Below are 14,769 nucleotides of genomic sequence, written 5' to 3'. Positions count from 1 at the left end.
ACAGTGCGGGGACGGCGCCGGGCCGGCCGCCCGGGTGCGCCCGCCGGTGCGGGTGACTTCGGCGGTGGGCGCGGGGACGAGGGGGGCGCGCGTGGACGGCATCAGGGTCGAGACGGACTGGTTGCGCGACTACGCGCGACGGGTCGACCAGGGAGCGCAGGCCGTGCGGCGGGCCCGCGACACCGTGAACGCCCACCCGTTGCCGCCCGAGGCGTTCGGCGAGCTCGGGCGGACGGTGCGGGTGACCGACGCCTACGGCCGGGCCGCCGCGCTGCTGCGCCAGCAGCTCGACCGCGCGTGCGAGGTGCTCGGGGCGGCCGGCGTGGGCCTGGTGAAGGTGGCCGACCACTACGAGGGCCACGACTCCGACAACGCCAGCACCCTCAAGCGCACCCAGCGGCACTGAGCACGCCGGTACGGGCACGGGGCACGGCACCGGGCCACACGAGCCACGGAGCCCGGCGGCACGGAGTCACAGCGGGGCACGGCGCACGGCGTTCGGGGGGCACGGCGTCGCGGAGCGAGTGCGAGTCGAGGGGGAGGAGCCCACCAGTGCTGCCACGTGATCCGGTTGGCCAGCCGCCCGGCGGAAACCCGTACCGACCGGCCTTCTCGCCGCCCCCGGCCCCGTATCCCGGGCCGGGTCACCTCCGACCCGAGCCGCAGCGGTATCCGGCAGCCGAGCCGCCCGCGCCGGCCCCGCGTCCCGGTGCGGATCTGCCCCGCACCCTGCCGCATCCCGGCCCCGTGGCGCCGGCACCCCTGCCGTATCCGCCGCGGGGCGCGTCCAGACCCGGAGCGCACGGGCCGGACGGCGACCGGGTGGCCGACGGGCTGCTCGGACACCTCGACTACCTCTCCCGCCTCGCGAGGGACCTGGGCGTGCCCGACCCGGTGGAGGAGTACTTCGGCCGCGTGGTCGGCCGCTGGAACGACATGCACGAGCAGGCCGAGGCCTGGCGGGCGGCGAGCCGGGTGCTGGAGCGGGTCCGGCAGGACGTCGACAAGCCGCTGGGCGCGCTGGACGCGGTGTGGGACGGCGCGGACTCCGACTCCTTCCTCGACCACATGCGCCAGGTTGGCCAGGCCAGCACCGACCTCGGCGACGCCATGACCGCGATGGCCGAGGCGCTGGACGTCACCGCCGAGGCGATCCGCGGCCTGGTGCGGGACATGGCCGCCGTCCTCGCCGACGGCGCGGACTCGTTGTCCCAGGCCCTGACCGTCCCCCTGCACGGCGAGGCGCGGGCCCGGGCACACCTGGACGACATGAAGCGCCCGACGCGGGAGATCTTCGAGTCGGTGCGGGAGGTCCTGGAGGCGTTCGTCCGCCTGTGCGACGGCATCGACGCCGGTCAGGGCTTCGGCAAGGTCGCCATGCCGCACACGTTCCCTGACCGGAACTGGACGTTCGACGTGCCGAAGCCGAAGGAGGGGCCGCCGGCCGACACGAAGCCCACCCAGACGCCGAAGGAGCAGTCCCCGGGACTGGGCGCGGCCGGCGGCGGAGTGGCCGGCGGTGGTGTTGGCGCCGGTGCGGTCGGTGGGGCGGTCACCGGGGGCGCCCTCGGCGGTGGGACGGGCGCGGGCGCGGGCGCCCAGACCCAACAGCAACAGCCGTTGGTTCCGGGCGCGCACACCGCCGCGGTGGAAACGCCGAAGGAGCAACCGAAGTCCGGGTTCGCCGGCGCTCCCGCCGCGGCCGCCGGTCGGCCGTCCCCCGCGGGTTCCCCGATGGCGGGCGGGATGATGCCGATGGGCGGCATGATGGGTGGCGGGCAGGGCCAGGGCGGCGGCGAGACCGAGCGCAGGAACAAGTCGCGGCTCACCAGCGACCCGTCCGAGTTGTTCGGCGAGCCCAGGAAGGCCGCCCCGCCGGTCATCGAGTGACCGACAATCGTCCATTGAGGACTGTCAGGTCGGTGTCCGGCCACGTCCCTCCGCGCCGTGGGAAATCGGTCGATCAGGACGAAGCCGGTGTGCCGCCGGTGTTCTCGGTCCCACAACCGTCCCGCGGTTCGGGGTCGCGGCTTCCCGCCAGGCGTGTGGTGGCACCGATCTGGCTTCGGGACACGGGCTGGAGCTGACCGACGCGGAGCCGCTCACCCTGGCGGTGGCCCCGAGGACAGTGGGGATTCGCCTTGCCCGCTCCCGACCGGCGGTCAGGCGCTGGCAGTTGGCGGGATGGGCGCAATACGGCGTCTGCCGGTCACCCTCGCGCGGGTCTGCCGTTCTGCGGCGGCACCTGGTTTCCCACCCCGGCCGCGCTGCCGGTCTCTTGGGCACTGGCCATGTCGAAGATCGTCGGCCTTGCTCGTCCGGCGCCAGGCTGTGCTCTCGAAGGCTGCGGCAATGCCTCGCTGCCAGGGCGCAGGACGGTTCGGGTGACTGGAGGAGTGCTGGGGACCGTCCTCAGGGGACGGTGACGAACGACCTCCTCCGTCCACTGTGGACGGAGGAGGTCGGGTTGTGGATCAGGTGCGAGCGCGCTGCGCCTGCCGCGAGCGGACCCGCCCCACGGTGTGCACGGCGAACAGGGTGATCCCGAGCAGGACGACACCGCCGCCCGCGCCGCCGAGCGCCACGATGGTCGGCGTCCAGTCCTTCTCCACCGCCGGCGGCATCTGCATGCGGGCGCCGGTCGCGGTCGGAGCGACGACCCCCTGCTCCTCCGGCAGCACCGCGGTCACGGCGGCGACCGGGTCGACCATGCCCCAGCCGAGCTGCGGGTTCCACCCGCCGGGACCCGCGGGGTGCTGCGCGGTCTTCTCGATCCGCTCGATGACCTGCTTCGCCGGCAGGTTGGGGAACCGGGCCCTGACCAGGGCGACGACGCCGGCCACGTACGGCGCGGCGAAGCTGGTGCCCTGGATGGTCTCGTACCTGCCGTTCTGGGACAGCATGTTCGCCAGGCCCCTGCCGTTCTCCGCCGGGTCCAGCGAGGTGATCTTCGTGCCGGGCGCCGCGACGTCCACCCACGGGCCGTTCATCGAGAAGCTCGCCGGCGCGCCGTTCTCGTCGGCGGCGGCGACGGTGAGCACGTCGTCGTCGAACCATGCCGGGCTCGGCAGGGTCTCGATCTTGCCGTAGGGCTCGTTCTGCTTGCAGGTCTGGCCGTCGACGTTGCCGGCGGCGACCACGACGACCGCGTTCTTCTGCTTGGTCGCGTAGCGCACGGCGGCGTGCAGCGGCGCGTAGTAGGTCGACGCGACCGGCGGCTGGCAGGCCGACTCCGAGATGTTGATGACCTTGGCGCCGTCGTCGGCCGCCTTGCGGACCGCGTGCGCCATCGTCTCCACGGTGCCCGCCGGCCGCTCCCGCCCGCTGGAGTCCTTGCCCCGGTAGTTCGGGCTGGACTGGCGGTAGGAGATGATCCGCGCCTCCGGGGCGACCCCGGAGAAGCCGACGCTGGGGTCGCGGTTGTCGGCGGCGATGATGCCGGCGACGGCGGTGCCGTGGCCGTCGCAGTCCTTGACGCCCTTCTCGGCCTCGACGACGTAGTCGCCGCCCTCCTCGACCCGGTAGTCGCCGTGGCCGTCACCGAGCCGGGGGTGCCGGTTCACCCCGGTGTCGATCACCGCGACCTTGACGCCCTCGCCCTTGGTCAGCGCCCAGACCTGTTCGAAGTTCAGCGCGACCTGGCCCCACGGCTTGTGCTCGATCTTCTTCGCGGTGTCGGGGAGGGTCTTGACGCACCCGTCCTTCTGCGCGTACGAGATCTCCGGTTTGGCCGGTCCGGCGCCGGGCAGCTTGCTCTCGTCCGGGTCGAGCGGCGGAATCCCCTTCGGGATGTCGCCGGCCGGCGGCCGGGGCGACTTCTGGGACGGCTTGGCGGCGGGCGACGCGCCCGCCGTCCGCTGCCCCGACGGGGACTGGCCGCCGGTCGGCGTCGGCTGGGCCGCCGCCGACAGCACCGGTCCGGCCAGGGTGATCAGGCTCGTGGCCGCGACGGCGGCCACGAGCCTGCGGAGCGTCCGCGGGCTGCGCATCGGCGACGACCTCAGATGTTGATGTTCAGGTGGCGGATCGTGCTGTAGAGGTCCATCACGGCCAGCGCGAGCGGCAGGACGGACGCGATGAGCACCGCCTCGGCGATGTCGGCGGTGCGGCGCAGCACCGGCGAGAACTTCTTCTCCGGGAACACCACGCCCAGCACCAGACCGGTGGCCGCCAGCAGCACCAACGCGCCGAACACCCACAGCAGCAGGGTGAACGGGGTGGCGGTCCACAGCCAGCCCAGGAGCACGCCGGTCGCGGCCACCATGCCGGTCACCAGCAACGCCACGGCCTGGCTGCCGTTGGCGTAGGCGCGGGCGCGCATCAACATGACGGCGGACAGCGCGACCGCGAACAGCGGCCCGAACACGCTGCCGTCGGTGGCGGCCAGGATCGCCGAGATCGCCGCGACCACGCCGCAGCCGACGAGCATGCCGGTCATGTACTCGTGCGCCAGGCCCGTGCGCCGCTCGATCACGGTGTACTCGGGGAAGCCGGTGTCCTCCTTGAGGTCCTCGGCGCTGCCGGGGACCTGGGGCAACGGCAGGCGGGCCAGCCGCAGCGTCAGCCGGGGCAGCGTCGACAGGCCGGCCAGCGCCACCGCGCCGGCGCCCGCCGCGACGCCCGGCGCCGGGGTGTCCACCAGGGTGGCGACCGCGAACGCGAGCACGCCCAACGTGCCGGCGGTGGCGGCCGCGACGAACACGGTCACCCCCGCGCCCAGCACCATGATCGAGGCGGTGGCGACCACCAGCACCAACGCGCTGCCCAGCAACAGGTTCGCGCGGCCGAGGCCGAGCACCTCGGTGCCGGGCACGATGTAGAGGCCGCTCACGAGCGCCAGCGGCAGGCCGCCCGCCGCCGCGACCACCACGCCGGTGGTCGCCGCCGCGTACGCCCTGGCGATCACCGCGCCGACGACCACCGCCACCACCGCGGCCACTCCCGCGACGAGCGCGGTGGCCAGCGGGTAGCTCGGGCCGGCGCGCCACGCGGCCATCGCCGCGCCCACCAGCGCGAGGCCGCCGGCGAGGTGGCCGATCCGGCCGGCGGTCTCCGTGGTCCACGGCCGGTAGCTGTCCGGGGCGGAGTCCGCGATGGCGTCGACGACGTCGTCGTACAGCGGGGGCGGCGGGTTCTCGTTGCGCCGGCGGAGCTGGAGCAGCTCGCCGTCCACGACACCCTGCGAGGCCAGCGTGCGGCTCGGGTCCAGCGGCTCGGACTCGCCGAGCTTGGCCAGGCACCAGCCGCCGTGCCGCACCCCGCCGTCCCTGGCGTTGAGCGGGCCGCCCTCGCCGCTGGCCCTGCGGGCCATGTCCAGCACCATCGGCAGCAGGTCGGCCACCGCGACGTCGGCCGGCAGGGCGACGTCGATGCGAGTGGTCGGCGCCACCACGGTCACCCGGCTGAACACCGTCGTCCCGGTCGCCACCAGCGTCCCCTCGTCCTTCTTCTTCTCGGATCGGGCTTGTCGAACCCGTCGCGGCGGTCGTCGTCCGTCTCGCGGAAGTCGCGGAACCGGCCATGCCCGGCGACGAGCGCCCCTAGTATGGCCGCACCGAGTGCGGCGGGACCCCGGGTTCCGGCGAAGTGGGGCGGGGAAACTTGCCGCCCACCCGTCGGGGGCCCTTCGCCCGCCTCGCGCACCCGGTTCGTCCGTTCGCCAGCCGATCCCGACCCCAGCCTCGCGAGTCGGGGAGAAGTAAGAGGTGCCCGTCCGGTGAGCACGCTGCAGTTCAAGCGGTCGCCGCGCCTGGCCGCCCCACGTCCCCCGGGCGGCGAGGTCCACCTGGAGCCACCGCCCGAGGTGCCCCGGGTCATCCCCGGCAACATCGTCATGAAGCTGCTGCCGGTCGTGATGGTGGTCGCGTCGCTCGGCATGATGGTCTTCATGTTCATGGCCGGCGGCAAGAACCCGATGTCGCTGGTCTTCGGCGGCATGATGGTGATCTCGACGCTGGGCATGATGGCCGGCGGCGGCCAGGGGGCCGGCCAGAAGAAGGCCGAGATGAACGAGGACCGCAAGGACTACCTGCGGTACCTCGGCCAGATGCGGGAGCGCGCCCGCGAGGCCGCCATGGAGCAGCGCGTCGAGCGCGAGTGGTGCCACCCCGACCCGCAGGCCCTGTGGCCGCTGGTCGGGCAGGGGCAGCGCCGGATGTGGGAGCGCCGCCCCAACGACCCCGACTTCTGCCAGGTCCGGATCTGCCGCGGCGCGCAGCGGCTGTCCACCCGGCTGGTGCCGCCGCAGACCGGCCCGGTCGACGAGCTGGAGCCGATCGCGACGCTGGCGCTGCGCCGGTTCGTGCGCGCCCACTCGATCGTCCCCGACCTGCCCATCGCCATCTCGCTGCGCGGCTTCGCCGCCGTGCCGCTGTACGGCGAGAGGGAGCGCACCCGCGCGCTGGCCAGGGCGATGATCGCCCAGCTCGCCACCTTCCACGCCCCGAGCGACCTGCTGATCGCGGTCGTCGCGGCCGGCGAGGCCCGGCGCGAGTGGGAGTGGGTCAAGTGGCTGCCGCACGCGCAGCACCCCCGGCACGTCGACGGCATCGGCCAGATGCGGCTGATGGCCGGGTCGCTGACCGAGATCGAGCGGATGCTCCACGAGGAGCTGGGCGAGCGCAGGAACTTCTCCCGCAACGCGCAGCCGCTGACCGACCAGCCGCACATCGTGATCCTGATCGACGACGGCGAGGTCAACCGCGGCGAGTACATCGTCCAGCAGGACGGCCTCCAGGGCGTCACCCTGATCGACCTGTCCGACTCGCTGACCGCGAACCTGGCCCAGAAGAAGGGCCTGCGCATCGTCCTGGACGGCGACCGGCTGGGCGCCCGCACCGGTGGCGGCGTCGAGTGGTTCGGCACGGCGGACGGGCTGAGCGCGGTCGAGGCCGAGTCGCTGGCGCGCAAGCTCTCCCCGTGGCGGGTCGCGACCGCCCAGGGCGGCAGCGCGGAGCCGGAGGACCAGCCGCTGCTGACCTCCAACGTCGGCCTGTTCGAGCTGCTCGGGCTGGGCGACCCGATGACCTTCGACCTGGCCCAGGCGTGGCGGCCCCGGCCGAACAGCGAGAAGTACAAGGTCGCCTTCGGCGTCGGCGAGCACGGCGAGCCGGTCGAGCTGGACATCAAGGAGACCGCCATGGGCGGCATGGGCCCGCACGGCCTGTGCATCGGCGCCACCGGCTCCGGCAAGTCCGAGTTCCTCCGGACCCTGGTGCTGGCCATGATGGCCACCCACTCGTCGGCGGCGCTGAACCTGGTGCTGGTCGACTTCAAGGGTGGCGCGACGTTCCTCGGGTTCGACGACGCCCCGCACGTCTCCGCGGTCATCACCAACCTGGGCTCCGACCTGACCCTGGTCGACCGGATGCGCGACGCGCTGGCCGGCGAGATGGCCCGGCGCCAGCAGGTGCTGGCCGACAGCGGCAACTTCAAGAACGTCTGGGACTACGAGAAGGCCCGCGAGCGCGGCGAGGACCTGCCGCCGATGCCGGCGCTGTGGATCGTCATCGACGAGTTCTCCGAGCTGCTCAGCGCCAAGCCGGACTTCATCGACCTGTTCGTCGCCATCGGCCGGCTGGGCCGGTCGCTGCAGATCCACCTCCTGCTCGCCTCGCAGCGGGTGGAGGAGGGCAAGCTGCGCGGCCTGGAGACGCACCTGTCCTACCGGCTCGGCCTGAAGACGTTCAGCGCCGCGGACTCCCGGGCCGCCATCGGCATCCCGGACGCCGCCGACCTGCCGCCGATCCCGGGCTCCGGGTACCTGGTCTTCAACAACGAGAAGACCCGGTTCAAGGCGTGCTACGTGTCCGGCCCGTACCGGCCGCCGGGCATGCAGGCCGTGCAGACCGCGGCGCCGATCAGCGGCGACCGCCGGCCGAAGTACTTCGTCCCGGACTTCATCCCGATCCCCAAGGAGCCGGAGAAGCCCAGGGAGGAGCCGAAGGCCGCCGAGAAGAAAAAGGACGACTCGGCCGAGCCCAGCGAGCTGGAGATCTTCGTCCGGCGCACGCTGCGCCAGGGCCCGCCGGCGCACCAGGTGTGGCTGCCGCCGCTGGAGGAGCCGCCCACGCTGGACGCCCTGCTGCCGCCGCTGGCGCCCACCGAGGACCGGGGGCTCAGCGCGCCCGGGTTCCAGCACAACGGCCGGCTGACCGTCCCCATCGGACTGGAGGACCGGCCCTACGAGCAGCGGCAGGCGGTGCTGTGGGCGGACCTGTCCGGCGGCGCGGGCCACATGGCCGTCGTCGGCGGCCCGCAGTCGGGCAAGTCGATGCTGCTGCGGACGCTGGTCACGTCGATGGCGCTGACGCACACCCCGCAGGAGGCGCAGTTCTACTGCATCGACTTCGGTGGTGGCGCGCTGATGTCGCTGCAGGGCCTGCCGCACGTCGGCTCGGTCGGCGGCAAGCTCGACCCCGACCTGGTGCGGCGGACCATCGCCGAGCTGAACACGCTGATGATCGAGCGCGAGCAGCGGTTCCGGAACCTGGGCATCGACTCGATGACCGAGTTCCGCAACCGCAAGCGGCGCGGCGAGATCAAGGACGACCCCTACGGCGACGTGTTCCTGCTGATCGACGGCTGGCTCGCGTTCAAGCAGGAGTTCGACCTGCTGGAGCAGCAGATCGTCAACATGGCGACCTCGGGTCTGTCCTACGGCGTGCACGTCGTGCTGACCGCCAACCGGTGGGCCGAGATCCGGCCGGCGCTCAAGGACATGCTGGGCACGCGCTTCGAGCTGCGGCTCGGTGACACGAGCGAGTCCGACGTGGACCGCAAGGTCGCGGTGAACGTGCCGCAGAACCGGCCGGGCCGCGGCCTGTCGCGGGACAAGCTGCACTTCCTGGTCGCGCTGCCCCGGGTGGACAGCGGCGAGCGGGTCACCGCGGACATGACGCCGGAGCAGCGGTGGGAGGTCCTGGTCGACCGGGTCGGCGAGGGCATCCACGACGCCGCCCAGAAGATCAACGCCTCCTGGCGCGGCCCGCGGGCGCCGCAGGTCAGGATGCTGCCGGCGGTGCTGCCCTACGAGCAGCTCCCGACCCCCCAGCAGCAGCCGAACCCGAAGCTGGTGCCGATCGGCGTCAACGAGGACGAGCTGGCCCCGGTCTACCTGGACTTCGCCCAGGACCCGCACTTCTTCGGCTTCGCCGAGACCGAGGCCGGCAAGTCCACCCTGCTGCGGGTGGTGGCCAGGGGCATCGTCGACCGCTACTCGCCGCAGGAGGCCAGGATCATCCTGGTCGACTACCGGCGCAGCATGCTGGGCTTCCTGCCGCCGGACCACGTGCTCACCTACGCGGCGTCGTCGCAGCAGCTCCAGGCGGTGATCAACGATGTCAAGACGGCGATGACCCGACGGCTGCCCGGCCCGGACGTGACCCAGGAGCAGCTGAAGAACCGGTCCTGGTGGAAGGGCCCCGACCTGTTCTTCATCGTCGACGACTACGACCTGGTCGCGCCGAGCCCGCACGCCAACCCGCTGGCCCCGCTGGCCGAGTTCCTGCCGCAGGCCAGGGACATCGGTCTGCACTTCGTGGTGATGCGCAACTCCGGCGGCGCCAGCAGGGCGGCGTTCAGCGACCCGATCATCGGGAAGCTGCGCGAGGGCTCGGCCCCGGGCATCGTGATGAGCGGCAGCAAGGACGAGGGCAACCTGATCGGCAACGTCAAGCCCTCGGCCATGCCGCCGGGCCGGGGCACCCTGGTCGCCCGCAAGGGCGGCAACCGGCTGGTCCAGATCGCGCACATCCCCGCGGAGTGACGGCGGGCGGGTCGGGGGCGGGCCGCGCCGCGTGCGCCGCCCCCGACCGCGCGCCCCGCTCGTGTCCCAGGACGCCCGGACCCCGGTCCGGGCGTCCTTCTCGTCCGACGCCAGTGAGAAGGTGAGCGGGTGACCCTGCACGTCGCGATCGACTTCGGCACGTCGAGCACCTGCACCGCGGTGACCACGGGAGACCAGGGCGGCGGCGGCAGCGAGCCGCAGGTGGTCGTGGTGGACGGGCAGCCACTGGTGCCCTCCGCGGTGTTCGCCGCGGCCGACGGCACGGTGTTCGTCGGGCACGAGGCGGAGCGCCAGGCGGCCGTCGACCCGTCCCGGTACGAGCCGCACCCGAAGCGGCGGATCGACGAGGGCGAGCTGCTGCTCGGCAACACCGTGCTGCCGGTCAGGGACGTCGTCCGGGTCGTGCTCTCCCGCGCGGTGGGGGAGGCCAGGCGGGTCGCCGGGGGCGCGCCCGTCGACCTGCTGGTGCTGACGCACCCCGCGGACTGGGGCGCGGTGCGCACCCAGGTCCTGCGGCAGGCCGCCGCCGGGCTGGCCGCCGAGATCGTGCTCGTGCCCGAGCCGGTCGCGGCGGCGGTGTTCCACTCGGCCGGCCACGGCATGGCCGACGGCTCGGCGCTGGCCGTGCTCGACCTCGGCGGCGGCACGGTCGACTGCAGCGTGGTGCGCCGGCAGAGCGCGCCCTCGGCGCACGACCCCGCCGCGCAGGTCCCGGTCTTCCAGGTGCTCGCCACCCGGGGCGACCCCACGTTCGGCGGGGCCGACGTGGACCAGGCCCTGCTGGAGCACGTCGGCGGGCTGGTGGCCGGCGCCGACCAGGAGGCGTGGCGCCGGCTGGTCGAGGGGCGCGACCTCGCCGACCGCCGGCGCCGCCGCGTGCTGCGCCAGGACGTGCGGGGCGCCAAGGAGACGCTGTCCCGGCACGCCTACACGGACGTGCCCATGCCGCCGCCCTTCCCGGACGCCCACGTCACCCGGGCCGACCTGGAGGGTCTCATCGCGCACCCCCTCGCCCGCGCCGCCGAGCTGGTGGTCGCGACGGTGCGGGACGCCGGGCTGACGCCCCAGCAGCTCGCCGGGGTGTTCCTCGTCGGCGGGTCGAGCCGCATTCCGCTGGTGTCGCGCCTGGTCTACGAGCGCACCGGGCTGATGCCGATCACCCTGGACCAGCCGGAGACCGTCGTCGCGCGGGGCGCCCTGCGGGCGGTGACCAGGGACCCCGACCGCACGGCGGGGCTGCCGCCCGCCGCGCTGGGCGCGGGCCACGCCGCCCATCCCGCCCAGGGCGTCCACACCGCGCAGACCGGCCCGGTTCCGGCGGCCGGGGTGGCCGCGCCCCCGCCGCGTGGTCACTTCCCCCCGTCGGGTGGTTTCGCGGCGCCAGCGCCCCGGCCAGGGGCGGCCACGCCACCCGCCGGGTTCACCCCGCCGGGGGGTTTCGGCGTGCCCGCGCCGGGCCTGCCCGCCCCCGCGCCGACGGCGACGGCGACGGCGACGGCGACGAAGTCGCGCCGCCGCACGCCGCTGCTGGTCGGCGGCGCTGTGGCGCTGGTGGTGGCGGTCGCCGTCGGGGTGGGCGTGGCGCTGACCGGACAGGGCGAGGAGCAGCGCCCGCACGCGCAGGAGGCGCAGGGGCGCGAGATCGCCCAGTACGACTACCGGTTCCGGGTGCCGGCCGACTGGGAGCAGAACGGTGGCGACGCCAGCCAGCGCAAGGTGCAGGTCAAGCCGACCGACGCCGCCGTGGACACCGACCTGATCGCGGTGCAGGAGTTCAAGCTCAACTACGACAGCGGCGCGGACCGGGACCGGGCGCTGCGCCAGCTCCGGGCCGAGTACGACCGGATGGCCGGCCGGGGGTTCTCCGGCTTCCAGGAGAAGGCGAGCTTCGCCGGCAGGGACGTTGTCTACTACCGGCAGCGCAGGGAGACGACCACTGTGGACTGGTACGTGCTGTTCCATGGCACGGCGCAGGTCGCGGTCGGCTGCCAGTACACCGAGGGCGGCCGGGCGCGGGTGGCCGCCGCGTGCGACCAGGTCGTGCGGACGATGGGCATCACCGGCTGAGACGGGCGGCCGGCCCCGGGCGACGGGAACCGGCGACCACGGGGCGAGGGGGGACGCGAATGTCCGAAGTGGACGACGCGGTGCGGAGGTTCCGCTCGGCGGTGGACGCGGCCGTCGACCGCGGCCGCAGGGCGGTCGGCGAGGCGGGGGACCGGAACGCCGCCTTCCGGCGGGCCACCGGCGAGCTCGCCGACCGGGTGCGGCGCGGCGCGGCTCCGGTGCGGCGGGAGGAGCTCACCCCCGACCGGCTCCGAACGGCGGCCACCGGGTTCCGGGTGGACCGCCGACTTCCGGTGGAACAGCTCCCTCAGGGGGCGGAACTCCTCTCCGAACATTCCCTGGTGCAAAAGAAAGACACCGGTTCGGGGAACACCGGGGAACCGCCGCGGAACCGTCGTCGCGACGGCCGCACCGACGATGACGAGGACTTTTCACAAGAGCGAATCCTCTACTGAGTCGCGGTTCCCTCTCCCGCGCGTTCCCGTGCGCAACTACTTGGGAAAAACACCGCCGGGGTGGGAACCGGGACTGGCAACCTCTGCGTCGCAGTGTTGTCCGGGACGAGCGGCGAGAAGCGGCGAGAAGCGCGGACAACGAGGACGAACGAGACAAGGGGGCCCACGAGATGGCCGGTTCCTACACCACCGACTCGGAGACGATGCGCCAGGCGGGCGTGGACGTCCTGAACACCAACAGCGACATCCAGACCTCGCTGAGCAGCCTCCGCGGTCAGATCGAGCCGCTGGCCGCCGCCTGGAAGGGCGACGCCGCGGCCGCGTTCCACAAGCTGATCGAGCGGTGGCAGCACGACGCCGACAAGCTCAACACCGCCCTGAGCGACATCGCCGACATGATGGGCGCCTCCTCGCAGGAGTACCTGCGCCAGGAGGAGGAGCAGGCGTCCTCCATGAACTCGATCCTGGGCGCCCTCGGCGGCGAGGCCTGATCCAGCGCACCGGTCGGCCCGCCTGACCGCATCCCGTCACCCACTCTTCGGACGTAGAAAGGCATTTCGATGGAGATCAAGGTTACTTTCGGTGCGCTGTCCCAGGCGCAGGGCGACATCAGCAGCACGGCCAACAAGATCGAGGGCCAGCTGGAGAACCTGAAGTCGCGCCTCCAGCCGCTGGTGTCCACCTGGGACGGCGAGGCCGCCGCCTCCTACAACGAGCACCAGCGCAAGTGGGACGAGGCCGCCGCCGACCTCAAGCAGGTGCTGAACCAGATCGGCATCGCCGTGGGCCACGCCCTGGAGCAGTACCAGGACGCGGAGCGCAAGAACGCCTCCCGCTGGGGCGGCTGAGCCCTCGGCTCGCCGAACCACCGCCCGAAGACCCCGGGGTCGGACCGACCCCGGGGTCTTCGCGTCCGCGACCCGCCCCCTCCCCGGCGTCGGGCCGGCGCGAAGTATGATCTCCGCCGCTCGGTCGACGGGAGGTCGACCGGGGTCTGGGCGTGAGGCCGGACACGTGCGCGCGCGTCGCGTCGCCGGCCCCGTCCGCGTGCCCGCCGCCACCCGTTCTCACCCGTTCGGTGAGACCTGCCGTGCGCCGGGATGACCCGGTACGGTGGAGACGCCCCGGGCGCCACCCGGGGTGGGGGTTCCCGCGGCCGCCCCGGTGGTCGCGCAGGGCCCGTCGCGGTTCGCGAGGCGCGTGTTCGCACGCCCCGAACGGGCCGGCCGGGCCCTGGTTGGCGACCCCCGTTTTGACCCCGCCTCTGGTGGGCGGGTATCTTCTCCTGCTGTTGTGCGGTGTGCGGCACGTGGCCGCGTATGCCCCGAGGTCGAGCGGTTCCGCCGTTCCGTGCCGAGGTGACCGCCGTGACAACTTCCCGACGCGAGTGACGACGAGGTAGATCCGTGCGCACGTACAGCCCGAAGCCCGGCGAGGTTGAGCGCGCCTGGCACGTCATCGACGCGCAGGACGTGGTGCTCGGCCGGCTTGCCACCCAGGCCGCCACGCTGCTGCGCGGTAAGCACAAGCCGACCTACGCCCCGCACGTCGACACGGGTGACTTCGTCATCATTGTCAACGCCGACAAGGTCGCCCTGACCGGCAACAAGCGCGACCAGGAGTTCGTGTACCGCCACAGCGGTCACCCGGGCGGTCTGAAGAAGCGCTCGTTCGGCGAGATGCTGGACAAGCACCCCGAGCGGCTGGTCGAGAAGGCCGTCAAGGGCATGCTGCCGAAGAACAAGCTGGGCCGCGCCATGGGCCGCAAGCTGAAGGTGTACGCGGGCGCCGAGCACCCGCACGCCGCCCAGCAGCCGAAGCCCTTCGAGATCACCAAGGTTGCCCAGTGACCGACGCACCTGAGGACCAGAGCGTGACCACTCCTGAGATCGCCGAGACCGTCGAGACCGCTGAGGCCGCTGAGGCCGCCCCGGTGGCCGAGTACAGCGCGCCGGTCGTGAGCGACAAGCCCGTCCAGACCGTCGGCCGCCGCAAGGAGGCCGTGGTGCGGGTCCGGCTCGTTCCGGGCACCGGCAAGTTCACGGTCAACGGCAAGGCGCTGGACGCCTACTTCCCGAGCAAGGTGCACCAGCAGCTCATCCGCGAGCCGCTGGTGACTGTGGAGCGGGTCGAGCAGTACGACGTGATCGCCAACCTGCGCGGCGGCGGCATCACCGGTCAGGCCGGCGCGCTGCGGCTGGCCATCGCCCGTGCGCTGGTCGCCCTGGACGAGGACGACCGCCCGGCGCTGAAGAAGGCCGGCTTCCTGACCCGGGACGCGCGGGCGAAGGAGCGGAAGAAGTACGGTCTGAAGAAGGCCCGTAAGGCTCCGCAGTACAGCAAGCGCTGACAAACCCGCCCGGCGAGAGCCAGAGTGGGACAACCTACGGGAGCAGTCATCCGTCTGTCGGGTGGCTGCTCCCGTAGTGCTTTCGCCGTACTTTCGTCTCCACCGCTTCT

11 protein-coding genes are annotated in these 14,769 nt (G+C 73.1%); 9 read left to right on the top strand and 2 right to left on the bottom strand.

Going from position 1 to position 14,769, the window contains the following annotated elements:
- Positions 1–91: 91 nt before the first annotated feature.
- Together BUE43_RS00270 and BUE43_RS00265 are read left to right on the top strand one after the other, a co-directional pair.
- A complete protein-coding gene (locus BUE43_RS00270; protein WP_083959198.1) occupies positions 92–406 on the top strand; it encodes a hypothetical protein in 315 nt (104 codons plus the stop codon).
- 341 nt (positions 407–747) lie between these two features.
- A complete protein-coding gene (locus BUE43_RS00265; RefSeq protein WP_234995459.1) occupies positions 748–1,890 on the top strand; it encodes a WXG100 family type VII secretion target in 1,143 nt (380 codons plus the stop codon).
- 584 nt (positions 1,891–2,474) lie between these two features.
- Here BUE43_RS00265 and mycP read toward each other — a convergent pair.
- Positions 2,475–3,989 (bottom strand): type VII secretion-associated serine protease mycosin, encoded by a 1,515-nt coding sequence (gene mycP / locus BUE43_RS00260; protein WP_073479310.1) that lies wholly within the window; start codon positions 3,987–3,989, stop codon positions 2,475–2,477.
- 11 nt (positions 3,990–4,000) lie between these two features.
- Complete coding sequence (eccD, locus tag BUE43_RS00255; RefSeq protein ID WP_073479309.1) at positions 4,001–5,428, bottom strand: type VII secretion integral membrane protein EccD; 1,428 nt, start codon at positions 5,426–5,428, stop codon at positions 4,001–4,003.
- A gap of 288 nt (positions 5,429–5,716) precedes the next feature.
- On the opposite strand from eccD, the gene eccCa reads away from it, so the two are divergent.
- The 7 genes from eccCa to rpsI all read left to right on the top strand — a co-directional run bounded on the left by eccCa (position 5,717) and on the right by rpsI (position 14,659).
- Positions 5,717–9,766, top strand: a complete 4,050-nt coding sequence (gene eccCa, locus BUE43_RS00250) for a type VII secretion protein EccCa (protein WP_073479308.1) — start codon at positions 5,717–5,719, stop codon at positions 9,764–9,766.
- Between the two features lie 129 nt (positions 9,767–9,895).
- Positions 9,896–11,854, top strand: coding sequence for a type VII secretion-associated protein (locus BUE43_RS00245; RefSeq protein WP_073479307.1), 1,959 nt, complete (start codon positions 9,896–9,898; stop codon positions 11,852–11,854).
- Between the two features lie 59 nt (positions 11,855–11,913).
- Entirely contained in the window at positions 11,914–12,309 is a 396-nt protein-coding gene (locus tag BUE43_RS00240) for a hypothetical protein (RefSeq protein ID WP_073479306.1), read from the top strand.
- Positions 12,310–12,479: 170 nt separating this feature from the next.
- On the top strand, positions 12,480–12,800 hold the full coding sequence (locus BUE43_RS00235) for a WXG100 family type VII secretion target (RefSeq protein ID WP_073479305.1): 321 nt from the start codon (positions 12,480–12,482) through the stop codon (positions 12,798–12,800).
- 69 nt (positions 12,801–12,869) lie between these two features.
- A complete protein-coding gene (locus BUE43_RS00230; protein ID WP_073479304.1) occupies positions 12,870–13,157 on the top strand; it encodes a WXG100 family type VII secretion target in 288 nt (95 codons plus the stop codon).
- Positions 13,158–13,715: 558 nt separating this feature from the next.
- Positions 13,716–14,159 carry a 50S ribosomal protein L13 gene (gene rplM / locus BUE43_RS00225; protein WP_073479303.1) on the top strand — a complete coding sequence of 148 codons (444 nt, stop codon included), beginning with the start codon at positions 13,716–13,718 and terminating at the stop codon, positions 14,157–14,159.
- Positions 14,160–14,182: 23 nt separating this feature from the next.
- Entirely contained in the window at positions 14,183–14,659 is a 477-nt protein-coding gene (gene rpsI / locus BUE43_RS00220; protein WP_200797330.1) for a 30S ribosomal protein S9, read from the top strand.
- The last annotated feature ends 110 nt before the right edge of the window (positions 14,660–14,769 follow it).

Origin of the sequence: Streptoalloteichus hindustanus (assembly GCF_900129375.1) — a bacterium.
GTDB lineage: Bacteria > Actinomycetota > Actinomycetes > Mycobacteriales > Pseudonocardiaceae > Streptoalloteichus > Streptoalloteichus hindustanus.
This window is presented reverse-complemented; position numbering and strand designations above follow the sequence as displayed.